The organism is Hydrogenophaga sp. PAMC20947, assembly GCF_004795855.1.
Lineage (GTDB): Bacteria > Pseudomonadota > Gammaproteobacteria > Burkholderiales > Burkholderiaceae_C > Hydrogenophaga.
The window spans coordinates 555,106-577,627 of sequence record NZ_CP039252.1; the positions used below are offsets into that span (position 1 = coordinate 555,106).

19 protein-coding genes are annotated in these 22,522 nt (G+C 61.9%); 13 read left to right on the forward strand and 6 right to left on the reverse strand.

The features are described 5' to 3' along the window. Positions 1–11: 11 nt before the first annotated feature. The 7 genes from E5678_RS02545 (at position 12) to E5678_RS02575 (ending at position 5,343) form a co-directional block, all read left to right on the forward strand. Positions 12–956 (forward strand): ABC transporter ATP-binding protein, encoded by a 945-nt coding sequence (locus E5678_RS02545; RefSeq protein WP_247596890.1) that lies wholly within the window; start codon positions 12–14, stop codon positions 954–956. Further along, positions 953–2,176: an ABC transporter permease gene (locus E5678_RS02550; protein WP_247596891.1), complete on the forward strand. Its 1,224-nt coding sequence runs from the start codon at positions 953–955 to the stop codon at positions 2,174–2,176. Before E5678_RS02545 ends, E5678_RS02550 begins: the two co-directional genes overlap by 4 nt. Further along, positions 2,169–2,462, forward strand: coding sequence for an acyl carrier protein (locus E5678_RS02555; protein ID WP_136177071.1), 294 nt, complete (start codon positions 2,169–2,171; stop codon positions 2,460–2,462). Before E5678_RS02550 ends, E5678_RS02555 begins: the two co-directional genes overlap by 8 nt. Before the next feature lie 392 nt (positions 2,463–2,854). After that, complete coding sequence (locus tag E5678_RS02560) at positions 2,855–3,595, forward strand: beta-ketoacyl synthase N-terminal-like domain-containing protein (RefSeq protein ID WP_168708471.1); 741 nt, start codon at positions 2,855–2,857, stop codon at positions 3,593–3,595. Beyond that, positions 3,592–4,122 (forward strand): hypothetical protein, encoded by a 531-nt coding sequence (locus E5678_RS02565; protein WP_136177073.1) that lies wholly within the window; start codon positions 3,592–3,594, stop codon positions 4,120–4,122. The genes E5678_RS02560 and E5678_RS02565 overlap by 4 nt, the downstream gene beginning before the upstream one ends. Beyond that, positions 4,119–4,688, forward strand: coding sequence for an isoprenylcysteine carboxylmethyltransferase family protein (locus E5678_RS02570; RefSeq protein ID WP_136177074.1), 570 nt, complete (start codon positions 4,119–4,121; stop codon positions 4,686–4,688). The genes E5678_RS02565 and E5678_RS02570 overlap by 4 nt, the downstream gene beginning before the upstream one ends. Before the next feature lie 151 nt (positions 4,689–4,839). Continuing rightward, a complete protein-coding gene (locus E5678_RS02575) occupies positions 4,840–5,343 on the forward strand; it encodes a hypothetical protein (protein WP_136177075.1) in 504 nt (167 codons plus the stop codon). Between the two features lie 31 nt (positions 5,344–5,374). Here E5678_RS02575 and E5678_RS02580 read toward each other — a convergent pair whose 3' ends face one another. From E5678_RS02580 to E5678_RS02605, 6 genes are all read right to left on the reverse strand, one after another. Next, positions 5,375–6,625 (reverse strand): cation:proton antiporter, encoded by a 1,251-nt coding sequence (locus tag E5678_RS02580; protein WP_136177076.1) that lies wholly within the window; start codon positions 6,623–6,625, stop codon positions 5,375–5,377. 21 nt (positions 6,626–6,646) lie between these two features. Beyond that, positions 6,647–7,444: a glycosyltransferase family 2 protein gene (locus tag E5678_RS02585; protein ID WP_136177077.1), complete on the reverse strand. Its 798-nt coding sequence runs from the start codon at positions 7,442–7,444 to the stop codon at positions 6,647–6,649. Continuing rightward, the gene (locus E5678_RS02590; RefSeq protein WP_136177078.1) at positions 7,437–8,219 is read right to left on the reverse strand and encodes a lysophospholipid acyltransferase family protein; all 783 of its coding nucleotides are present in this window, start codon (positions 8,217–8,219) and stop codon (positions 7,437–7,439) included. Before E5678_RS02590 ends, E5678_RS02585 begins: the two co-directional genes overlap by 8 nt. Then, the gene (locus E5678_RS02595; RefSeq protein WP_136177079.1) at positions 8,212–9,075 is read right to left on the reverse strand and encodes a MipA/OmpV family protein; all 864 of its coding nucleotides are present in this window, start codon (positions 9,073–9,075) and stop codon (positions 8,212–8,214) included. The genes E5678_RS02590 and E5678_RS02595 overlap by 8 nt, the downstream gene beginning before the upstream one ends. A 6-nt stretch (positions 9,076–9,081) precedes the next feature. Next, positions 9,082–10,419: an NAD(P)/FAD-dependent oxidoreductase gene (locus E5678_RS02600; RefSeq protein ID WP_136177080.1), complete on the reverse strand. Its 1,338-nt coding sequence runs from the start codon at positions 10,417–10,419 to the stop codon at positions 9,082–9,084. 102 nt (positions 10,420–10,521) lie between these two features. Continuing rightward, on the reverse strand, positions 10,522–12,183 hold the full coding sequence (locus tag E5678_RS02605) for a tryptophan 7-halogenase (protein WP_136177081.1): 1,662 nt from the start codon (positions 12,181–12,183) through the stop codon (positions 10,522–10,524). Between the two features lie 454 nt (positions 12,184–12,637). Between E5678_RS02605 and E5678_RS02610 the strand changes: the two genes are divergently transcribed. The 6 genes from E5678_RS02610 (at position 12,638) to E5678_RS02635 (ending at position 22,161) form a co-directional block, all read left to right on the forward strand. Beyond that, positions 12,638–12,922 carry a phosphopantetheine-binding protein gene (locus E5678_RS02610; protein ID WP_136177082.1) on the forward strand — a complete coding sequence of 95 codons (285 nt, stop codon included), beginning with the start codon at positions 12,638–12,640 and terminating at the stop codon, positions 12,920–12,922. A gap of 2 nt (positions 12,923–12,924) precedes the next feature. Then, positions 12,925–13,572: a hypothetical protein gene (locus tag E5678_RS02615; protein ID WP_136177083.1), complete on the forward strand. Its 648-nt coding sequence runs from the start codon at positions 12,925–12,927 to the stop codon at positions 13,570–13,572. A gap of 63 nt (positions 13,573–13,635) precedes the next feature. Continuing rightward, entirely contained in the window at positions 13,636–17,202 is a 3,567-nt protein-coding gene (dnaE, locus tag E5678_RS02620) for a DNA polymerase III subunit alpha (protein ID WP_136177084.1), read from the forward strand. 140 nt (positions 17,203–17,342) lie between these two features. Further along, positions 17,343–19,565, forward strand: coding sequence for an ATP-binding protein (locus tag E5678_RS02625; RefSeq protein ID WP_136177085.1), 2,223 nt, complete (start codon positions 17,343–17,345; stop codon positions 19,563–19,565). Positions 19,566–19,828: 263 nt separating this feature from the next. Beyond that, on the forward strand, positions 19,829–20,920 hold the full coding sequence (locus tag E5678_RS02630) for a transglutaminase family protein (RefSeq protein ID WP_136177086.1): 1,092 nt from the start codon (positions 19,829–19,831) through the stop codon (positions 20,918–20,920). Next, positions 20,917–22,161, forward strand: coding sequence for a phosphopantothenoylcysteine decarboxylase (locus tag E5678_RS02635; RefSeq protein WP_136177087.1), 1,245 nt, complete (start codon positions 20,917–20,919; stop codon positions 22,159–22,161). The genes E5678_RS02630 and E5678_RS02635 overlap by 4 nt, the downstream gene beginning before the upstream one ends. The last annotated feature ends 361 nt before the right edge of the window (positions 22,162–22,522 follow it).

The window sequence follows — 22,522 nt, forward strand, 5'->3', positions numbered from 1 at the left end:
CGCAAACATCGATGGCTATCACGGCGCGTCCCTTGTTGGAGATCTTGCATCTGGGTTTTCGGTACCCAAGCGCGTCAAAGGCTGCGTTGACCGATGTGTCGTTGAAGGCCGATCGCGGTGAGATCCTGGGACTGCTCGGCCCCAACGGCGCCGGGAAAACCACCCTCATTTCGCATTTGTCGGCGGGGCTGGCTGTGCAAACCGGATCGATCAGCATCGATGGGCAAGCGTTTGCACAGGTGCACAAAGCCCATCCGACACGGGTATCGGTGGCGCCTCAGGAGTATGCGTTTTACCCCATGCTCACCGTGCGGGAGAACTTGCAATGTTTCTCGGCGGCGTGCGGACTCGCTTCAGCACCGAGGCGCCAGCGGGAACAGGAAAGTCTTGACTTTGCCCAGTTGAACCAGTTTCAGAAAACACAAGCCAAAAACCTCTCTGGTGGGTTAAAGCGCCGGTTGAACCTGGCCATCGCGGTCTTGCCAAAACCCGACCTGTATGTGTTCGATGAACCCACCGTGGGGGTGGACCCCCAGTCGCGCGCCTTCATTCTGGACGCCATCAAAGCGCTTGCGCAGCAGGGATCCGCCGTGATCTACACCTCGCACTACATGGAAGAGATTGAGGCGGTCGCAGACCAGGTGGCCATTCTTGATGGGGGCCGGATTCTGCGCAACGACAGTTTGGCCAACCTGTTGCAAGCCGGGTCGTTGACCGTGCGCTTCACTTCGAACAAGGCGTTGTCGCCCCCCGTCCAAGAGGCGCTTGCCGCGATGGGGGCGGTGACACAACAGGGGTCCATCATTGAAATTCGCCCGAACACCCACACCAAGCTCAGCGCCATCATTTCGACGCTTGAAGCCAGCGACCAGGATGTCAGCGATTTGCAGGTGGGCAGGGCAACCCTGGAACAAGTTTTCCTAGCCTTGACCGACCGCCAGCTGAGGGACGAATGATGTCCCTGCTGATGGCCTTGATCAAAAAGGAAATACTGGCCTTGCTGCGCGATGTGCACGGATTGGCCGCATTGCTGCTGATGCCGGTGTTGTTCATCGTGATCATGTCGCTGGCGTTGAAAGACGTTTACAACCCGCCGAGCCAGGTCTTGTCTTACGCTGTGGATTCCAAAGATGCTGGCACCCTGGCGCCAAGCCTGCTGGAACACTGGGCGGTGGACCACGGAGCCGCCAAAGCCTTGCCGGCCGACTGGAACCAGGCGCTGCTCTCCGGTGAGTTGAAATATGTGATCGTGCTGGACGCCGGTACATCGGACCGCCTGATGCCCGCGTTGTCCGCTGACATCAGCGAAACCCGGGCACCGCCCATTCATCTGGTGGTTGAGCCGACGATGGACAAGGCGTTGTTGTCCAGCCTGCAGGCCCAGATGACGGGCCTGGTTTCGGCGGTGCAGTTGCGCACCCTGGGTGTTGTGGTGAAGGCCATGTCGGGCGGTGGAACGCCGTCAAGCGCAGCGCTCACTGCCGAGGAACGGGGGCCGTGGACGCCGCTGGTCGAAGTGAAGCGCACAGGGAGCCTGCAGATCAAGCCCACTTCGGTGCAGCAAAACGTGCCGGCATGGCTGGTGTTTGGCATGTTCTTTGTGATGTCGGCCGTGTCCGGCCTTTGGCTGGTGGAGCGGGACAACGGCGTCATGGCGCGCCTGCGCAGCTTTGGTGTGCCCGACCACGCGATACTGCTGTCCAAAATACTGCCTTACCTGGGTGTCAATGCGCTGCAAGCGGCCTTGATGCTGGCGGTCGGTGTGTGGCTCATGCCGTTGCTCGGTGCCGATGCACTGCAGTTGGGCGGTATCCATTGGCCGGCCTTGTTGTTGGTGCTGGCGTCGATCAGCGCTGCCGCTGTGGGGCTCGCCATTCTGGTGGCCTGCCTGGTTCGAACCCAGGCGCAGGCCGGCGCTGTGGTGCCGATCGTGAATGTGTTGATGGCCGCGATCGGCGGCATCATGGTGCCCAAGTTCGTGATGCCTTCGTTCATGCAACAACTGGCCGAGCTTTCACCCATGAACTGGGGGCTGGAAGGCTTGTTGACGGTGTTGCTCCGTGACGGAGATGCCAGCGCCGTGTTGCCCTATGCCTCCCGACTCCTGTGGTTTGCTGGCCTGACCTTTGTTTTCGCCTTGATGCTGTTGCGAAGCAGCCGTTTGAAAAATGCATGACGACACTTTTGTTTCGGCGCTGAAGGCGCTCGTACTGGAAGCCGCCGAAAAGCCCGAACCACCGGGGGGCTTGTTGGACGACGAGCCCTTGTTTGGGCGCCACGCCCGAGTAGATTTCGACTCGCTCGACGCTTTGCAAATTTCCATGGCCATTCAGAATCGGTACGGTGTTCGAATGAACGACAGCAAAGAGACGCGCCGGGCGATGGAAACCATCGAACACCTGGCCGCGTACTTGCAAAAAAACATGCCGAAGAAAAACCCGGATGCAGCAAACCCGTCATGAGCGAGGTGTTCCTTTGTGGCGCAGGATTGCAATCCTGCCTAGGCAGCAGCCTTGCCGCATCTGTTCAAGCCCTCTCGGGCAAGGCGGTCCAACCATTCAAGGTAGGACTTCCGGGTGAACAAAGCCGCCCTTATTGCCTGATGGCGGGGGGGGAGGCCGCAGCTTCGCAAGGGCCTGGCCGTTCGGATTGGCCAATCAGGGCCATTGACTCGGTGCATGCGGTGGTTGAAGAGTGTCTGGGATCGCGCGCTGCTGCATTCGACGGTAGCGCCGTCTTTCTCGCATCTTCGTCCCTCGACCGTGGAGATGCCCATCAGGTGTCAGGTCAGGTCGTGCCGCTGAGCGGGTTTGCCCTTCAACTGGCCTTGGCTGAAGGGTGGCCTGAGACCCCCATGATTGTGAATACCGCTTGCACGTCGGCATTCAATGCCTTGCACCAGGCGGCCATTCAAATCGCTGCCGGGCACCAAACCGAGGCTTTGATTCTGGGTGTTGAGACTTTCAATCCCTACGCGCTGTTTGGCTTTGAATCCATGCAGTTACTGGCGCCTGAACGCGCCGAGCCGTTGGGCAAAGACCGCCAAGGGATGGTGCTGGGCGAGGCGGTTGCCGCCTTGCGGTTGACCAGCAAGCCTTCCCTTGCCGACTATGCAAACCCGTTGGGGGTGTGGAGGGTCCTGGCTTACGCGAATGTGGTTGACGGCACCAACCCCACGGGCGCAACCGAAGCAGCTTTGCTCGAAGCCTGCCAGTCGGCCTTGCGCGACAGTGGCTTGGAGGGATCCGATATTCACCTGATCAAGCTTCAGGCGGCGGGGAGCCCCATCAACGACGCGGTGGAAATGGCGGCGTTGCGCCGCCTGTTTGAGGTGCTGCCACCTTGCGTGTCTTTCAAATCGGTGCTGGGCCACACGCTGGGCGCCTCTTGCGCAGCAGAAACCGCCCTGTTGCTGGCCTGCCTGGAGCGCGGTTTTTGGCCTCAACTGAACTACGTCTTGGAACCAGACGCGGACGGCGTTGTGGTGTCTTCAGATCGACCCTTGGCCGCCGCCGGCGTTGACACTGTATTGCTGGTGGGCCTCGGTTTTGGTGGTGGCCACAGCGTGTTGATTTTGAAACGGCACCCGGCATGATCGATCGCGCCCCCGCCGCCATCTCAAGCACCGGCGCCGAGCCAGACCGTGTGGCATTGCCAGCCGATTGGCGCGAACAGCTTGTCGAACGGTTGGGAACGCGCCCGCGGCGCATTGGCCTTTGGGCGGAAATGGCGCTGTTTGGTGCTCGCCAGTGCCTTGACTCGAACGGGATTGACAGACTGCCCAGTCACGCCGTCGTGCGGGTGACCAGCTCTTCGGGGCCCTTCGAAGCGTTGGCTTTGGTGGGGGAGGCTTGCGAAGCCGGCCTCTTGCCCATGCCGTTTGATTTTTTGCAGAGCCAACCCAGCCAGATGTTGGCGGCGCTGAGTTTGCATCTGCAGTGGCGAGGCGATGCCTCCTTTGTGGCCCTGAACGATGGGTGTGCGCTGTTGGCACGGGGAGAGGTGGAAGCGGCGGTATTGAAGCGGCGCGCTGTGCAAGCAAAAAGGCCTTGGGCTGGGCTGCTGTTGGGTCGGGTTGATCTGGGGCCTGTTCCCAGAAGTCAGTGGCTTTGGATGGCATGAACAAGACCCATTGGCCACCGATTCAGGTCGCCGCTTTTGTGCTGCTTTCGGGGGTGTTGATATTCCTCTCAAGAAATTCGCTGCGCGACAAGGCGGCACACGGGTTCACGCGGTTTTTTGCTTGGGAGGCGATTCTGGCCTTGCTCGTCTGGAATGCACCGGTCTGGCACGACGACATGTTTTCGGTGAGGCAAATCGCTTCGTGGTCCCTGCTGTTTACCTCGCCCGTGTTCGCTATTCTGGGTCTGCGCGCCTTGAAGACCGCTGGGACGACCACTGAACTCAGGCAAGACAAAACGTTGTACGCATTTGAAAAGACAGGGCATTTGGTGACCACTGGAATATTTGCACGCATTCGCCATCCCATGTACGCGGCTTTGATTCTTCTGGCGTGGGGTGCCTACCTGAAAGGTGTGACCCCTTGGACCACCGGCCTGGTGGTGTTCGCCAGTTTTTCGATGTGGGTGACCGCCAGGCGAGACGAGGCTGAGTGCCGGGATTTCTTCGGTGAGGCGTATGTCGAGTACATGAAGTCCACCAAACGTTTTATTCCGTACATCATTTGATGCCCTCCCCCTGAATTGAGCAAGGGCGACCGATTTGTTGAGGGCTCTTGCTTCCGGGTGGGTGGGCTATATTTGAAGGCAGGGGATCGCTATCAGTGCCACCATATTTGAGCGCTGGTCTGCGCGAATCGCCGCAAGAAAACCATCGCACATGAACCTCACGATCTTTGCCCGCTCCTTTGTTCGGTTGGCCGCTTTGTCATCGTTGATGCTCCCGTTGGGGGCTGCACATGCTCAATCCGTTGTGCGGGTGGCAGACGATGCCTTCGCCTTGAACGGCTGCCTCACAGCATGGGGCAACCATCCATTTGGCAGCCACCCGGTCTACACCCGCTTTTCCACGTCGGTGAAGATCTCAGGTGTGGGCATGGCGAGCGAAGATCGCTCGGTCACCGATCACCCCAGCCTGATCCTGGTGGATCCCTTGGTGAATGTGCAGGGGGATGCCAGCCTGGCGCTCACCAACCCCAACGGCTGGTATTGTTTGCGCGCCCCGGCGAATGAGCTGGGGGCTTTGAACATCCAGCTGCATTGCCGTGCGCGCATGGCCGCAGCCTCTGGCGGAGCGACGGTCTGGGGCTCCGGCCATGGTGCACCTGGCGTGACGATGATGGGCCCCATGCAGGTGGAACGCATCGGCTGCGACGGCTCCTGAACGCCGACAGGGCGATCGATCGGGGCGGGACTCAGGGGCGAATTTCTGGCAGCTGCTGTGTGGGCACCTGCTCCGCGTCGTTTGCTTCCAATGCATCCGGGATGGCCCGCTGACCCGGGAGGCGGCGGGCGACCATGGGCACCGTCAGCATGGTGCTGGCCACCGCCATCAAGAGCAGGGCTGTGAAGCTCGCGTCGGTGATGACCTGCTTGTCCAGCAGGATGTTGGCGAAGATGATCATGATCAGTGCCTTGGTCTGCAGCAACCAGCCTATGGTGCGGGCTTCACCCGGGGCCCAGCGAAGGATGCGGCCGGCGAGGTGCACGCCCAGCAGCTTGCCGCCGACCGAGGCAGCGAGCAACAGCGCAGCGGCCGCCAAGACTTCAACGCCGCCCATGCTCCAGTTGGTCCGCAACCCGGTCGAGAGGAAAAACACCGGCATGACCACCAGCAGCACATGGTGGCGCAGCAGGTCCATGCGGGTCTGGTCAAACCAGTGCGCGTCCATGACCGCGCCCGCCAGGAACGCGCCCACCATGAAATGCAAGCCGGCCCAATCGGCGCCCAGGCTGCACAAAGCCAGCCAGGCCAGCGCCAGATACCAGCGGTCGGCCTCGGGCAAACGTGCCATCAGGCGTCGAAAGGCCCAACCCACCACGGCGAAGGCGAGCAGGAAGCCCACTTGTTTGCCCACCCGGGTCCAGTCCATCAGGATGAGCGCGAGCACGCCCCAGATGGCGATGTCGTCCAGACTGGCGTAGCGCAGGATGCGCTGGCCCAGTGGCTGGCGCAGGATGTCGAGTTTTTCCATCAGCAGCATCAGGATGGGCAGGGCTGTGACCGCACACGCCATGCCGATGCCCAGCACAAACTGCCAGCGCTGTGCGCCGGCGCCTTGCCAGCCACCGAAACCCAGCATGACGCCGGCGGCGGCGCAGCCCATGAGCAGGGGAACGCCCAACGCCAGTCCTGCGGTGATGCCACTTTCGCGTCGATGGGCCCAGGTGGCCTTCAGATCCAGCTCGATGCCCGCGATCATGACAAACAGCATCACGGCCCACCAGGCGATGCCGTTGAGCGATTGCACCACCTGGGGCGTGAACACGAAGCCATACGCGTCAGGAAACCACCGCCCCAGCACCCCCGGGCCCAGCAGAATGCCGGCGATGATCTGCACCACCACCAAGGGTGCGGCATGGTCGGTTCGGCCCACGCGCCAGATCAGCCAGGGCAGGCTGAAAATGACCAGCATGGCCAGCAGAAAAACTTCGGTGGTGCTCATGACTGTGGTCAGCCTCGGGGTTTAAGACGGTCGGTCTTTGAGGCGCCGCGCGATGAGCAGCGGCAGTCGAACCAGAAATCCGAGAAACAGGCGCGTGTGCATCCAGGTCAGCAGGATGTTGTCGCGCAGGTACTTGAAGTGGGAGACCCCGCCTTCTTCGGCCGACAGGTAGCGCACCGGTGCGTCCAGGTTGACCGGGGTGACACCGGCCCAGCACAGGCGCACCACCGCTTCGGGATCAAAGTCAAAACGGCGCATGAACGCGTTGTTTCGCATGATCTTTATCAGCGGCTGAATGGGGTAGACGCGAAAGCCGTACAGCGAGTCGCCCACGCCCATCCACAGGGTTTCCAGATTGGCCCAGCCGTTGGACACCTTGCGACCGTTGACGCGCAGGGCAGGGGCTTCAGGGCCAAACACCGGCTTGCCCAGCACCATGGCCTGGCGCCGGGCTTGTGAGGTGGCCATGAAATGGGGGATGAGATCGGCGGGGTGTTGGCCGTCGCTGTCCATGGTGAGCGCGTGGGTGAAGCCCGCCTGGGCCGCGCGGCTGATGCCTTCGAGCACGGCGGCCCCCTTGCCCTGGTTGTGGGGCAGCAGGATCACTTCCAGCCCGGCGTCCTGCGCGGCCAGCGTTTGCAGCTGCTGGGCCGTGCCGTCGGTGCTGCCATCGACCACGACCCACACGGGGTTCCATTGGGCGCGTGCCTGGCGCACCGTCTCCAGCACTTGGCTGCCCGGGTTGTAGCTGGGGATCAAGACCAGGTGGGTGGGGTCGGGCTGGGCGTGTGGCTGTGGGGCGTTGAGGTGATCAGACATGGGCATCATTGGACTTGGTCCAGACTGGCTGGGCCTCGCGCCGGAAATACGCTTCCAGCTCGTCGGTGAAACGGTTGTGGTCGGTCATGGCCTCAAACCGCTGTCCCAGCCGAGCGCGGCAGTGGAGCGGCAGTTTGGGGCGGCGAAAAAGGGGCCAGTTTTTGCCCAGGTACGGCGTGGAAAACTCCAGGAACACCGTCTGTACGGCAACGCCGGACCGCCATGCGATGAGGCCCAAACTGGGGGTGAAAAGATCGACTGGAAAACGTTGCGTACGTGATCCTTCGGGAAACATCACCAGCTGCGCGCCTTCGGCCAGTGAATCGCGGCTGTTCGTGATCATGGGCAATGCGCCGTTGTTGCGCACGTAGCCCGCGAGGCGAGCGGCAGCACCCAGCAAGGGGTTGTCCATCAGGCTGGCTTTCATCACACAAATGGCATTGGGCAGGCGCGAGACGATCAGCACCGCGTCGAGCAGCGAAGGGTGGTTGGCGGCCACGATCAAGGGGCCTTGATGGCGCAAGCTGTCCAGCTCAGACAAATCCAGCCGGCAGGCACACAGGCGGGAGAGGATGCGCAAATACAGCCGGAACCCGGCCGAGATCACGCGCCGTCCGATGGCCTGACCCAAGCGGCGCGGCAAGATCAGCTGCAACGCCAGCGCGGGCGGCAGCCAAAGCAGGCACAGCAGCCCCAGGCTGCCCAGCCCCACCACCATGGCGATGGACTCGTAGAGGGTCCAGAGGATGGAGGCGTGGCGCCGCTGCTCACTCATCGGCCATCACGCGGGTGGAAGACTGGCCCAGCACCCATGAGATGGCCACACCGGCCGCCACGTAATTTTTGGTGCGCACCAGTGGGCTGCTGGCAAAGGTGGCTCCGCTCAGGTTATCGTAGCGGAGGAAGGCACCGACCCAGTGGCTGTCAAAGCGTTTGGACACACCCACGAGGTATTGCATGCCCGCGAAACCGCTGCGCGCTTCGTATGCGGGCCTGTCGTTCGTGGCGTAGGCGGAGTCCACGCCGTAAAAATACTGGTGCTGCCGTCGATCGCCAAACAGCGCGCCGGCTTGCAGGCCTACGTTCCAGCCCGGCAGGGCGGGCAAGCTGCCCATGTCAAGGTTCAGCTTGGGATGGAACACCCAGCCGATGCTCTTGGGTTGGCTGTTGAGCGTGAACGCCGCGCGCAACGGCAGCAGCAGCTTGAGTTGGCGCGATCCGTGTTCGGCCTCCCACAGTTTCAGGTTCAACTGGGGTCCAAACTCAAGGTTGGCATCCAGATCGGGCATACCGAGTCGAACCCGAATATCGTCGCTGGAGGCGGGCGGTGACAGCGCGCCCGAGACCGTGAGTTCTGCGAGGTCCGATTCGAACAGCTCGGCGCGCATGCCCTCTCGGTCTGCTTTGAGGAATTCGCCCCGGTAAACGAAGTAGGGGGTGGGCAAGACAAACAGGCTGCGCTGGTCAGAACCCCGGTAGGCCGGAAAACTCACAGCCGCCACGCCGAGACCGGCTTCCCACAGGGGTTTTTCTTCGGCTGCTTGCGCGGCCAGGCTCGGCAGGCCGAAAGCCAGGGCTGTTGCAAGCGCCAGCGTTGCGCCGGACAGGGGGTGTGGTGGTGATGGGTTCATGGGGATTCAGGCGTTGTAGAGGGCGGTGTCTTCGACCGCGCGGATGTTGTGCCGGCGGCGTTTCCAGGCGGTATAAGCCCGGAAAGGCTGGACGAAGTTGCCAGCGTAATAGATCGCCTTGAAGGCGAAGAGGGACGGCCAGATGGGCGTTTTGCCGAAAATGTCGCCGGCCAAAACCGACAGCAGCGCTTCCTTGACCCGGAAGTCGTTGCGTGGCGTCATCAGCAGATCCCGCATGATGGGATTGGTCATGCGGTAAATGATCCAGGAGAACGCCCTGGGACCGTGTCGCATCACCCTGTCGAAGCGTTTGAGCGCAGCCTGGGCTTGCTGGGGTTGCCGCAAGCAGGTGTCGATGGTTTGTGCGCCCACCAACCCGCTGTGCATGGCCAGCCAAACGCCCGACGAAAACACCGGATCGATGAACGCATAGGCATCGCCCAGCATGAGGTAGTTGGCCCCATGACAACGCTTCGAAATGTAGGAAAAATTGCCGGTCGCTTCGACTTTGCTCACCAGCTGGGCATGGGTCAATCGCTCCTGGAGCTTGGGAGATTGGGCGATGTTGTCGAGAAAAAACTGCTCGAGGCTGCGCTGGCCGCGCGATTTCATGTGGTGAGGCCAGGTGACCATGCCGATGCTGGTGATGCCATCGGCCAGCGGGATGAACCAAAACCAGCCCTGTTCAAACCAGTGGACCGCGATGTTGCCCTCAATAGCGCCTTCATTGCGCACGGCATTGCGGAAATGACCATACACGGCCGAGCTGTTGTGGCGGGGATTGCGTTCTTTGATTTTGAACCGGTTGGCCAGGAACGTGTCTCGACCTGAGGCATCCACCACAAAGCGCGCTGCCCATTGGCGCTCAACCCCATCGTCGTTGCGCGCCGTCACGGTGGCGCCTTCGCCATCACCTTGAAACTCAACACCGATCACCTTGCAGCCTTCGTGCACAGTCGCGCCTTTTCTGGCCGCGTTTTTGATCAGAATATGGTCGAACGCGGCCCTGGGCACCTGGTAAGCATGGGGCATGGATTTGTCCCACGCCTCAGCGAACTCGATACGCTGGGTCCAGCGGTGGTGAGGCGAGACAAACTCGGCTCCCGCTTTGTACATGCCGATGGCTTTGACTTCGTCGGCAATGCCCATGCGCTCGAACAAGGGCAAATTGGCGGGCAGCAGCGATTCGCCTATGTGGAATCGGGGATGATGGGCCTTTTCAAGCAAGACCACCTGGTGTCCTTGCTCGGCCAAGAAGGCGGAGACGGTGGAGCCGGCGGGCCCGCCGCCAATCACCAGCACATCGCAGGTGCTGACTGTGGAGGTTTCAGAGGCTGGGGTCATGCGCGTTGAACGTTTCGTGTCTTTGGGAAGCGTAGCCGCCTGCACCACGCTTGCGGATGCGTGGGGATGATAGACCGGGCAGGCGTCTGTTCTCTCGGCAAATCATGTCACTGCCATGGCGCATGGCAGCATGGTTTCAAAACCGCCCCCTGGTGGAGAGCTCGCGGCACTGCGGGTGGCTTCGGTCGATCGGCGCAGCGGTGTGAGGTCAAAAGCGGGCAGGTCGGGGTGGTCTTCGTGTGCGCGCTGAACAATTTCTGCAGCCAGCCGGCTGAGCTGCGCATTGGCATCGCGGATGCGCTGGACAAAACTGGGGGCGTCCAGCGTGTCCGAGAGACTGCGGTTGAGTTCGGCGAACCAGGGCATCTTCGCCTGGTCGAGCATCACGGCGGGGTTGCGTTTTTCACTGACCGCAGACCAGGCGCGCAGGAAGTCTTGTACCGAGCGGTTGAGCTGCTGGCAGTGGTTCAGTTCGCTGCGCAAGGCGGCCAGACTGGAAAGATCGGTCAATCGGTCGTGGAAGAAAAACTGGGCCAGCACGCCCCAGTAGTAGGTGTAGTCCCACACCACCTTGACGGGCAAAACCTCGGGATCACCAAAAATGGGGTATTGCCCCTGATACAGCGCCAGGGTGCCTTCGTAAAACGAATGAAGCACCTGGTCAAAGGCCGATGCCCGTGCGCGCAAGCGTTGCCCCTGGCGATCCAGCGTGACCAGCTCGGTGATGTAGGTGTTGCTGATGGCGATGAAATCGCTGCCTGGGGAGTAAAACGGGTCAATGAACAGACCGGCTTCGCCCGTCAACGCCCATCGGTCGGCCGAGAACACCTGCTTGCAACCGTAAGAGAACCGCTTGAAGAACGCGAAATCTTGTAACAATTCGCGCCGGATATCGAGTGCATCGAACAACAGGGGCTGGTACTCGGCCAACCATTCCATGGCTTTGTCGAAGCTGCTCATGCGCTCCAGCGGGTGGATCGCAGGGTCGGCCACGATGCCAATGGAGTGCGAGCCGCAAGACAGAGGGATCAGCCAGACCCAGTAGCCAGCGCCCATCAGGTGGTTGGTGGACAGCCACCGGGTCTGAGGGGGGCAGCGTTCGCGCCAGAGGGGGTTGTCGCTCCATTCATCCAGGTTGATGCGGTCTTTGATCCGGAACCACACGGCATGACACGCGTGGTCGTTGGGTTCGGCCAGGTCGAGTTTGCGTTTGATCAGGCCGGCACGACCACAGGCGTCCACCACCCATCTCGCCTGAACAGTGTGGGTTTGGTCTTCGCGGGTGTACGTCACCTCGTGTGGAGCCTGCGGACCCAGGTTGTCTTCGGTGAGCGAGAGCTGGCGCACGGTGGCCCCTGTCACGACTCCAATGCCGCGGGCACAGGCTTCTTTGGCCAGGTAGTTCTCGAAGATGCCACGGTCGATCTGGTAGCTCGGCATCGTCAGATGCCGGCTGGGGCCGACTTCCGTGACCTGGTCAATGTCCCTTCGGCCTTCCGAGAAGAAAAAGCGAAAACCGAATTTGCGCAGCTGTTGCTGTTGCAGGTGTTCTTTGAGGCCCAATACCTCGCCGAAATAGTGGGCGCCGATCTCGACGGTGGATTCCCCGACTTTGTGGATGGCTTCGGGTGCAGGGGTTGCTCTGCGTTCCAGGACGAGCACGTCGATCGCCGGATCTCTGCGTTTGAGTTGTAAAGCGAGGGTCAAACCAGCCAGACCACCGCCAAGCACCACCACATCGTGGCTGTTGAGCGTGTTTTGCATCCCCCAAGTATCGCTGTTTGAGCTTGCCTGGAGTGACCCTGTGCGGCCCAGATGCCCAGCTGCGGGTGGCGTGCGTGATCGCGCGGGGTGAAATGTGCAACCATTTGTTAAATGAGCGGGTCCATCGAGCGTTTCGCTGCGCTTTCAGCGGTCAAAATGCTGGAAAAAGGGCCGTGCCTGGGGCATGCCATTGGACGGCCAACTGCGCCCTGCAAGGGGTTGCGGCTCAGATACTTGTGTGGCTGGTTGCCGCAGGATCCCGTCTGTTGGGTCCATGGCCGGGTTGCTTGGCCAAGGATTTCGCGCATCGCACCCCATCCCGAAAAAGCCACGCCGCGCACCGCGTGGGCTGTGCTGATCTTCCCCGGACGGCGCCCGGTAAAATCACGGGCTTAGTTCTTTGCCCCGGAATGCACTCAATGGTGTTTCAAGCGGGCGCTCAATTTGGACCTCTATGCCCCACGAAATTTCTTCCCCCGCCGTTGAGGCGTTGATTCCTGAGGTGTCCGCCTTGATCGTTGAGGCGCTGAACCTGGAGGTGGCGGCGGCCGACATCGATCCCGATGCGTCCTTGTTTGGCGAGGGTCTGGACCTGGACTCGATCGATGTACTGGAAGTGGCCCTGGTCGTGTCCAAGAAATACGGTTTTCAGATGCAAGCCGATGATGGCAACAACGAAGCGATTTTTGCGTCGTTGAGGGCACTGACCGCCCACATCGCCAACCATCGAACGGTCTGAGCGTGCGGATGTGGCCGGTGGTGCGCGCGGTGAGCGCCGGCCTGATGGCGGTGGCCTGGGCCATTGCGTCCTATTTCAACAGCGCCAGTGGTCAAGCCTCCCACTGGGGTGTTGCCTTGGCGCTGGCGCCGCTCAGTCTGGTGATTTTTTTGGGCTTGTGGCGCATGCCGCAGCGCCTGCTGGCGGCGGCTCTGGGCTTGGTGCTGGTGGGCGTGCTGGTTGGCTTGTGGCCCTTGCTGACCCAACGCATCGCGACGCTGTATTTCCTGGAGCACATGGGCGTGTACACCTTGCTGGCGGTGTTCTTCGCGCGCACCCTCACCGGTCCCGGCGAGTCGCTGGTGACGCAAATGGCACGGCGCGTACATGGCGGCGTCTTGAGTGAAAACCAACTGCGCTATACCCGGCAGGTCACCCAGGCTTGGAGCCTTTTTTTCGCGGCCATGGTGCTGGTTTCGGTGGGCTTGTTCATTTGGGCGCCTTTGCCGGTCTGGTCGGCGTTTGCCACGTTGCTGGGCGGCCCATTGATCGGGGTGATGTTTGTCGGCGAATTGCTGGTGCGGCGCTGGATCCTGCCCAATGAGGTAAATGCCTCCCTGGGGGAGACGGTTCGGGCTTGGCGCACCCATCGTTCAGAACACGAGCAGTGAACCGAGCAAGTCTTTAGACCTTCCCAGCCGGTTGCAAGGCCTTTGATCTGAGAAAATGGGGGCATGTTCATACACCTGCGCCTGCACACCGAGTTTTCTGTCGTCGATGGAACCAACCGCATCGATGAAGTGGTGGCCGCGGCTGCGGCCGATGGCCAGCCAGCCTTGGCCATCACCGACCTCAACAACCTGTTTGGCGCGGTCAAGTTTTACAAAGAGGCGCGCGGCAAAGGGGTGAAGCCCCTGCTCGGCGCTGAAGTGTTGCTGCAGGGCTTCACCGAGCAGACGCTCAATGCCATGCCCGGGAGCCATCAACCGGCTGCGCCCAAAGTGATTTTGCTGGTCCAGGACACGCAGGGTTACCTCAACCTGTGCGAATTGCTCGCCCGAGCCTGGACACGAACCGACGGGCGCGGGCCTGCGGTGTTGCAGCGAGCGTGGCTGGAAGAGCTCAATGGGGGCCTGCTGATGCTTGCCGGTGCCCAGGCGGGGCCGGTGGGACAGGCACTCCTGCAAGGAGATACCCAGCGCGCGGCCGATGTCGCCTTGCAGCTGTCCAGCCTTTTTACCCACCGCTTTTATATTGAAGTGCAGCGGGCGGGTCGACCGGACGATGAGCGCCATGTGACCGCTGCGGTGCAGCTGGCGGCCCGCCTGCATTTGCCTGTGGTGGCCACCCATCCGGTGCAGTTCCTCACCGAGGAAGACTACGAAGCGCATGAAGCCCGGGTGTGTATCTCCGATGGTGAAATCCTGGGCAACCGGCGCCGGGTGCGCCGCTTCACCCGCGAGCAGTATTTCAAGAGCGCAGAGCAAATGACCGCTTTGTTTGCCGATCTCCCCTCGGCTGTGGCCAATACGCTGGAAATCGCCAAGCGCTGCACGCTCACGCTGGTGTTGGGCAAGCCGCAGCTGCCTGATTTCCCCACGCCGCTGATCGATGGTGTGCCCATGCCCATGGCGGACTTCTTCCGCCAGTCATCGTTTGAAGGCCTGGAAGATCGCCTGGTCCACCTGTACCCGGATGCGACCAAACGCGAAACCGAGCGTCCTCGTTATGTGGCGCGTCTGGAGTTTGAGATCAACACGATCCTGAACATGGGCTTCCCCGGCTACTTCCTGATCGTGGGCGATTTCATCATCTGGGCCAAGAAAAACGGTTGCCCGGTCGGACCTGGTCGAGGTTCGGGCGCCGGTTCACTGGTGGCTTATGCGCTGAAGATCACCGATCTGGATCCGCTGCAATACAACCTGCTGTTTGAGCGCTTTCTGAACCCGGAACGGGTGTCCATGCCCGACTTCGACATCGATTTTTGCCAAAGCAACCGCGATCGGGTGATCGATTATGTGAAGGACAAATACGGCAAGAACGCCGTGAGCCAGATCGCCACCTTCGGCACCATGGCAGCCCGCGCCGCCATCCGCGACGTGGGTCGTGTGCTTGATTTTTCCTACGGCTTTTGTGACGGCATCTCCAAGCTGATCCCGAACAAGCCGGGCAAACCCATCACCATCCAGTACCCGCCGCCAGACGTCAAGGACGATGACAGGGAAAAGTACGCCATGCTGGCAGAGCCCATGCTGGCCGAGCGGATCCAGAAAGAGGAAGACGTCAAAACCCTGATCGAGCTGGCCCAGAAGCTCGAAGGCATGACGCGCAACATCGGCATGCACGCCGGGGGCGTTTTGATCGCGCCCGGCAAGCTGACCGACTTCTGCCCACTCTATGCCCAGCCGGGCAGTGATTCGGCGGTGAGCCAGTACGACAAGGACGACGTGGAGGCCGTCGGCCTGGTGAAGTTCGACTTCTTGGGCTTGGCCACGCTGACCATCCTGGAGATCGCCCGCGAATTCATCGCCACGCGCCACAAGGGACAAGAGGATTTTTGCTTCGAAAACGTGCCGCTGGACGATGCCAGAACCTATGCGCTGTTTTCCCGCGGACAAACCGAAGCGGTGTTCCAGTTTGAAAGCCGGGGCATGCAAGGGATGTTGCGCGATGCCAAACCGTCGCGCCTGGAAGACCTGATCGCGCTCAACGCCTTGTACCGGCCCGGGCCTATGGACCTGATCCCCAGCTTCGTGGCCCGCAAGCACGGGCGCGAGGTGATCGAGTACCCGCACCCGCTGGTGGCCAATATGCTGTCGGAGACCTACGGCATCATGGTCTACCAGGAGCAGGTGATGCAGACCGCCCAGATCCTGGGCGGCTATTCGCTGGGTGGCGCCGACATGCTGCGCCGTGCCATGGGCAAGAAGAAGGCCGAAGAAATGGCCGAGCACCGCACCATCTTCCGCGCCGGTGCGGCGAAAAACGGTATCGATGAGAAAAAGGCCGACGAAATCTTCGACTTGATGGAGAAGTTCGCGGGCTACGGCTTCAACAAGTCCCACGCCGCCGCTTACTCCCTGCTGGCGTATCACACGGGCTGGCTCAAGGTGCACTACGCGGCCGAGTTCTTCTGCGCCAACATGACGGTGGAGATGGACGACACCGACAAGCTCAAGGTGCTGGTGGACGACGCCCACAAAATGGGTCTGAGCTTCGAAGCGCCCGATGTGAACCGCAGCTTCTACCGCTTTGAGCCCATCACCGACAAGGCCATCCGCTATGGCCTGGGCGCCATCAAGGGCACCGGGCAACTGGCCATTGAGGCTATCGTGGCCGCTCGCGAGGGCCGCGGCGAAGGCGCCAGCGGCAGCGAGGAAGGCCCGTTCAAGAGCCTGTTTGATTTCTGCCGGCGGGTGGACCGCAGCCGCTTGAACAAGCGCACGGTTGAAGCACTGATCAAGGCCGGCGCCTTTGATTCGCTGCACCTGAACCGCGCCGAGGTGCTGGCTTCGGTGGAGCGCGCGTTCAACTTTGCCGCTGCCCAGCAGGTGAACGTCAATCAAGGCGGGCTGTTTGACACGATGGGTGCCGACGACCATGGCTCCAGCACCCAGGAACCCGATCTGGTGCCCACCACGCCCTGGGGTGTGAAAGAACAGCTGACGCTGGAGAAGACCGCCATGGGCTTCTACTTCTCGGGGCACCTGTTTGACGAGGTGCGACGGGAGGTGCGGCGGTTTGCCCGCACCGCGCTGGAAGATGTCAAGGAAAGCCGCGACCCGGTGATTCTGGCGGGCATCGTCAACGACTTTCGCGTGATCAACGGCCAGCGCGGCCGCCTGGCCCTGTTCAAGCTGGACGACAAGACGGCGGTGCTGGAAATCAGCGCCGATGAAACCCTCATCAACTTGCACCGCAACCTGCTCAAGGACGACGAGCTCATCGTGGTGCAGGCCGTGGCGCAGCCTGATCGCTTTTCAGGGGGCTTGCGGTTGAAGATCCAGCAGATCTGGGACCTGGCTTCGGCGCGTTGCCGGTTTGGCAAGTACCTGCGTGTCGCCGTCAACGGGCATGCGCCTTCGGTGGTGCAACTGGTGCGGGACTTCCCGCCCAAGCGGGAAGTGACCGATCAGGGGGAGCTGGTGCGTGGCCTGCCGGTCCGTCTGGCCTTGATGCGCGAAGGTGCCCAGTGTGAATTGCAACTCGACGACAGGGCCTTGTTTTTCCCCACAGACGCGGCCTTGGCGAGCTGGATGGCGCAGGCACACGAACAGCGGGCCGAGATCGTCTTTGATTGATCCTATCGGCAGCTCAATGAGCTGCCCCAAAGCCAAGCCGATACCCCCGGGTGTTGCAAGGATCTGACGGGCCGATGGTTCAAAACGCGATCTAAAAATGGCGCATTGAATATTTTTAAGTTATCACCGATAACCTAAGAATGTTCTCCATTCGCTATAAAGCTTGGGCGCTGGTGGTTGTCACGGTAGCTGTGCTGACCACTGTTGCAGTCTGGTTTTCAAGTCAAAGCATTTCCACCTCTTTCTTGGTGCTGGAGAAGGCGCGCGCTGAGCAAGATGGTGAACGGGCGCGGCGGATGCTCCAGCAAAACCTTGCCAACCTCTCCGCATCGGGTAGGGACTATGCCTTCTGGGTCGACACGGTTCGTTTCGCCACCGGCAAAAATCCCAGCTTCTTGAAGGACAACTTTCCCTCGGAGACCATGCAATCGCTGCGGTTGTCCGGCGTGCTGGTATACGACGCAAAGGGTGTCTTGGTCGGAGGCACATCGTTGACCGCTGAGGCCACGCTGGTGAAGCCCAGCCCAGAGGAAGAGCAAGTGGCCCATGCACTGATTGGCTCCGTGTTGAGCGATCCCCACAGTGAGACTTTGATCGAAACCTACCGACAGATTGATGGCACGTTGTACTTGTTGTCGGTGGCTCCGGTGCGAGAACAGTTGGCTGTCGGGACCCCGCCCAAAGGCGCGCAAGTGGTGTTTCGCCGTTTCGGCGCATTCGAACATGAGCGCTTTGCGCAGGTGATGCTGAACCCGGTGGACTTTTCCTTTGACACCGGTCAAGTGAGATGGGTCGACCTGGAACTGCGGGTCTTGGGCGATAGCCGCGCAGAAGCGAGGGCGGGGGTGATGGACCACCAGAACCAACCAGTGGCCCATTTGGTGGTCAGCCTCGACCGTTTGCTGCATCAAAAAGGGCAATCGCTGATTTGGGCCACGGCGGTGCAGGTGGCCCTGGCGGGGCTGGTGATGGGTGCCTTGTTGGTGCTGTTGCTCGATCGGCTTTTGTTGCGGCGGCTCAAGCGCATGCACCAGCAGCTCATCGCCATTGGCGAGCAGGGTGCCCAGACCGGAGTCCCGATCGAAGAGTCTGGCCATGACGAGCTCAGCGATCTGGGTCGCGGGCTGAACGAGGTGCTGGTTCTCTCCCGCCAGATGGTCATGCAGCGAGAAAACCACGCTGTGCAGGAAGCTGAACAGGTCAAGCTGGCTCAAACCGAGAAGGCCGAAGCGCTTCACCGGTTCGTTGGCGGCATCGCACACGACTTCAACAACGCCCTCGCAGGCATATCGGGCTGGACTCGGCTGGCGATGGAGGATCTGGACAAAACCCATCCTGCCTATGAATCGCTGCAGCATGCGCTCAAGGGATCGCGCCACGCCTCCAACCTCATCCGGCAGTTGCAGGCCTACAACCGCAAGGCTGCGCCTGTGCTGCAGTGGCTGTCGCTTGGCGATCTGATTCAACCCTCTTTCAGCCTGCTGGATCCGTCCCAAGCACGGCGCTGTGAACTGCAGGTTGTCAGCCTGAACGGGCACGCGTGGGTCAAGGCCGACCCGACGCAAATGCAGCAGGTGCTGACCAACCTGCTCGCCAATGCAGCAGACGCCATGAACGGTACAGGCAAGATCACGGTGACCGTGGATCATGTTGACCTGCCTGCCCCATCGGGTGTTTTGATGGTGGCAGAGGCCGCTGTCTTGCCCGCAGGCCGCTACGTTTTGCTCTCGGTGGGCGATGAGGGGCCCGGTATTGCCCCCGGGAATCTGCACCGCATTTTCGACCCTTTTTTCACCACCAAGTCGGTCGGGCGAGGCACTGGCCTGGGGCTTTCGGTCTCGCAAGGCATTTTGTCGCGGCATGGCGGCGTCATCGGCGTGGTCAGCCAACCGGGGCAGGGCACCACTTTCCATGTGTACCTTCCCGCTTGTCTGGAGCCCGGTGAGCTGGCGGTTCCTTTGCCGGCATCGGATGCGCTTGTGTGTGGAGGGCGGCTGTTGTTTGTGGACGATGACCACCTGGTCCGGACCGCCTGGTCGGCCTTGCTGGAGCGAGCAGGATGGGATGTCACCCAGGCCGTCGATGGCGAGGCTGCCTGGGCGATGTTTCAGCAAGGCGACCAGCGCTGGGATGTGGTGTTGACCGATCTCGCCATGCCCCGTCTGGATGGCGTGGAGCTGGCGCGACGCATCCGCAGCACGTCCGGTGCGCCGCCCATTGTTTTGATGAGTGGCAATGTGGGGGCCGAGGAGGGTGCTCGGCTGGTCCGCGGGGACTTTGCCGCCGTTTTGCACAAGCCGGTGGATCCGGAAGCCCTGAACAAGGTCCTCGCCGAGGTACTGACGAAGGCCACCTCCCTTTAGAGGGTGTTCGCGCACCTGACACAACCCGGGTTCAGCCCCCGGCTTTGGCGTTGTGTCGCGCCTCGCCACGCACGGTCCGGCCCGTGGGTCTGCGAGGTTTGTCAGGGGTCTTCGGGTTGCCGATGAAATTCCTGGGAATAATCGCGCCCTAAATGGGTCACCGGGGTTGATGCACCCTGCTTCAGGCGACCCGGGCTGCTGCTTTGCCCGGGTATGGGTTGCGGCACCCGGATGACCCTCCATGGCATTCAGGGAGTCAACACATGTCCGAAGTTTTGTCCGAGCCTGGGCAGGCGCGCCTGCTGGAGGCGTTTTCTGATGCCCGTCTGGGCTTTCATCTGGGCCGCCACGCCTTCAAGGTGTTCCGACTGGGGTCCTGGCAGCGCCTGAATTCTGGTGAACCCCTGGCCCAGCGCAGCCCCTGGTCGGTGCATGTGCTGCTCTCGGGGCGCCTGATGGGGGCCAAGAGCCTTTGGCTCGGGCCAGGCAACCACTTTGCGGCCTCGCGCGAGCCGCTGCTGGCCCTGGATCACGACACCTGGGTCTGGACACTCGAGACCAGCCAGGCGGTTTGGCGGGCGCCTGACAACCGTGAGTTGCGGACCATCTGGGCCCGAGCGGTGGCCGCCGCGCAGACCGATGAGTCGGCGGCAGGCCCGCCGGCCACGCTGCCCGATTCCGCCGCCCTGTGCGATCTGGAGCACCCGGCCATTCAGACCTTGGCGGGTCAGCTTCGCAAGGACACGCCGGCGGCCACTGCCGAAGCCGTGTTCCACACCATCCAGCGCATGCCCTACCGTTTTGGCTTGTGGCAGGAGACCGCTTCTCGAACCTTGGCGCGTGGCAGTGGCATGTGCACCACCAAAGCCAACCTGCAGGTCGCGTTGTTGCGGGCGCTGGGCCTGGAGGCGGGATTCGTCGAAGTGCCGCTGGAGATCGGGGTGCTGGGGGTGTTGATGCCCGACGCTTGGCGTGGCCTGATGCGCAGCCACGTCAAACACTACTTTGCAGCGGTCAAACTCAATGGCCGATGGCATCCCGCCGATGCTTCGTTTTGTGAAACGAGCTGTATGCTGTTCACCGATGCTGTGCCCGATCTCGCAGCCCTGGTGCCGGCGTGGTTCCAGGAAGGGCGACCCTACCATCCGGTGTCGCGCATCCAGGGCTCGGATCCGTTTGCCATTGAGGTGCTGCCCCACCTGCATGCGGAAATGGGCAAGGCCAGCCGATTCCTGCCCAGGCACTTTGAGGCCATGAACACGCAGCTGGATCGGCGCGCTCGGAGCGGGCTTGTGGATGGCCCTGCCCGCACCGAAATACCTGCACCAATCAAAGACCAAGGACACCACGCATGAGCCGATACGACTGGGATTTTTCCGCGCCCACGCCCAGCCCCATGGGGGACCACGATGTCCCCATGGTGTCGCAGCGCCTGGCCGGCCGGCGCATCGCGCTGCTGGTGACGGGTGGCATCGCGGCCATGAAGACGCCGCAGTTGGCGCGAGGCCTGCGCCGCCACGGTGCCGAAGTTGTGGCGTTTGCTTCGGACGATGCCCTGCGGTATGTGGCCCGAGAAGCGCTGGAGTGGGCCACCTGTGCGCCCGTGGTCACAGGCCTGACCTGGGCCGCCGAACACCTCTCCGATGGCGCGCCCTTTGATGCCTATCTGGTGGCTCCCGCCACGCACAACACCATCGCCAAGATGGCCTGTGGCATTGCCGACACGGTGGTCACCTCGGCGCTGGCATCGGCATTGGGTCGCATGGAGCAGGGGCGCACACGCATCGTGGTCGCGCCGACCATGCACGGCACCCTGCACAACAGCGTGCTGGTCGACAATGCGCGAAAACTGGCTGGCATCGGGGTTCAGTTTGTGGCACCCCACGACGCCTACGGCAAACACAACTTGCCCAGCACCGAAACCCTGTGCATTGCCGTTGGTCGGGCGCTCAGCGACTCACCGCTGGCAGGGCGCCACATTCTCGTGACAGCAGGCCCCACCCCGGTGCCCATTGACGGCGTGCGCCGCATCGTGAACCGCTTTCGCGGGCGCCTGGGCGCCGATATCGCTGATGAACTGATCTGGCGCGGAGCCGAAGCCGAGTTGCTCCTGGGTGACGGCGCCTGGCGGCCCTCTGCCCCCTTGCCCCTCACCATCGCCCGTACCTTCGACGAGTACCGGGACACCGTGGTCAAACGTGCGCAAGGCGGGCTCTTTGCCGGGGTGTTTTCGGCTGGCGTCGCCGACTACCGCCCGCGCCAGGCGGTGCAGGGCAAGATTCCCTCGGGTCAGGCCAGCCTGCAGCTGGATCTCGAACCCACCGAAAAGGTGATTGATCTGGCGTGTGCAGCCGATCCCGCCATGGCGTGTGTGGCCTTCAAGTACCTGGAAGGCGTGAGCGAAGCCGAGTTGCTGCAAGTGGCCGCTCGCCGCCTGGGCCGGGCCTCGCTGGTGGTGGCCACCCGCGGCGAAGACACACGCGGGTCGGCACAGCGGGCTTTCATGGTGCAGGCCAGCGGCGTCACACCGATGGAGGGCAAGCAGCAAATCGCCGCGTTTGTGGCCGATCACCTGGAAGGCTTGGCCCGCCGCTGATCGCCGCGTTGGGCCTCCGAACCTGCCCCATGGGCGCGGCCTTGCGCCGTGCCAGAGGCGGTGCTGCGGGCGTTTTTGGTGGTTATTGGCTGGATACCGTTAAAATCGAAGGTTGGGTCCGCTGACTTTAAGGCCCTGTGTTGAACCCAACTCGCGCCTTATCGGCTTGTGGTCAGGGTCACTTCCGGTCTTGCTCAAGGTGGCGCTACTGGTGGTCCGGATGCTTCAGGGCCTTGTCTCTGAACCCAGGTCCTTTTCCCGGTTGAAGTCGATCGCGGAGATCGGGTCGTCAAGGCGTTTCGCGCCATTCACCGGCATTTTTCTCATCTGTTGAGCTCCCGGCAATGTGTCGCACACGCTG

Excerpts from the sequence above, each read along its gene's own strand:
- E5678_RS02545 (WP_247596890.1), top strand. The coding sequence starts at position 12 with ATGGCTATCACGGCGCGTCCCTTGTTGGAGATCTTGCATCTGGGTTTT.
- E5678_RS02600 (WP_136177080.1), bottom strand. The coding sequence starts at position 10,419 with ATGACCCCAGCCTCTGAAACCTCCACAGTCAGCACCTGCGATGTGCTG.
- E5678_RS02565 (WP_136177073.1), top strand. The coding sequence starts at position 3,592 with ATGATCGATCGCGCCCCCGCCGCCATCTCAAGCACCGGCGCCGAGCCA.
- E5678_RS02560 (WP_168708471.1), top strand. The coding sequence starts at position 2,855 with ATGATTGTGAATACCGCTTGCACGTCGGCATTCAATGCCTTGCACCAG.
- E5678_RS02570 (WP_136177074.1), top strand. The coding sequence starts at position 4,119 with ATGAACAAGACCCATTGGCCACCGATTCAGGTCGCCGCTTTTGTGCTG.
- E5678_RS02625 (WP_136177085.1), top strand. The coding sequence starts at position 17,343 with ATGTTCTCCATTCGCTATAAAGCTTGGGCGCTGGTGGTTGTCACGGTA.
- E5678_RS02575 (WP_136177075.1), top strand. The coding sequence starts at position 4,840 with ATGAACCTCACGATCTTTGCCCGCTCCTTTGTTCGGTTGGCCGCTTTG.
- E5678_RS02630 (WP_136177086.1), top strand. The coding sequence starts at position 19,829 with ATGTCCGAAGTTTTGTCCGAGCCTGGGCAGGCGCGCCTGCTGGAGGCG.
- E5678_RS02610 (WP_136177082.1), top strand. The coding sequence starts at position 12,638 with ATGCCCCACGAAATTTCTTCCCCCGCCGTTGAGGCGTTGATTCCTGAG.
- E5678_RS02585 (WP_136177077.1), bottom strand. The coding sequence starts at position 7,444 with ATGTCTGATCACCTCAACGCCCCACAGCCACACGCCCAGCCCGACCCC.
- dnaE (WP_136177084.1), top strand. The coding sequence starts at position 13,636 with ATGTTCATACACCTGCGCCTGCACACCGAGTTTTCTGTCGTCGATGGA.
- E5678_RS02635 (WP_136177087.1), top strand. The coding sequence starts at position 20,917 with ATGAGCCGATACGACTGGGATTTTTCCGCGCCCACGCCCAGCCCCATG.
- E5678_RS02605 (WP_136177081.1), bottom strand. The coding sequence starts at position 12,183 with ATGCAAAACACGCTCAACAGCCACGATGTGGTGGTGCTTGGCGGTGGT.
- E5678_RS02580 (WP_136177076.1), bottom strand. The coding sequence starts at position 6,625 with ATGAGCACCACCGAAGTTTTTCTGCTGGCCATGCTGGTCATTTTCAGC.
- E5678_RS02555 (WP_136177071.1), top strand. The coding sequence starts at position 2,169 with ATGCATGACGACACTTTTGTTTCGGCGCTGAAGGCGCTCGTACTGGAA.
- E5678_RS02590 (WP_136177078.1), bottom strand. The coding sequence starts at position 8,219 with ATGAGTGAGCAGCGGCGCCACGCCTCCATCCTCTGGACCCTCTACGAG.
- E5678_RS02550 (WP_247596891.1), top strand. The coding sequence starts at position 953 with ATGATGTCCCTGCTGATGGCCTTGATCAAAAAGGAAATACTGGCCTTG.
- E5678_RS02595 (WP_136177079.1), bottom strand. The coding sequence starts at position 9,075 with ATGAACCCATCACCACCACACCCCCTGTCCGGCGCAACGCTGGCGCTT.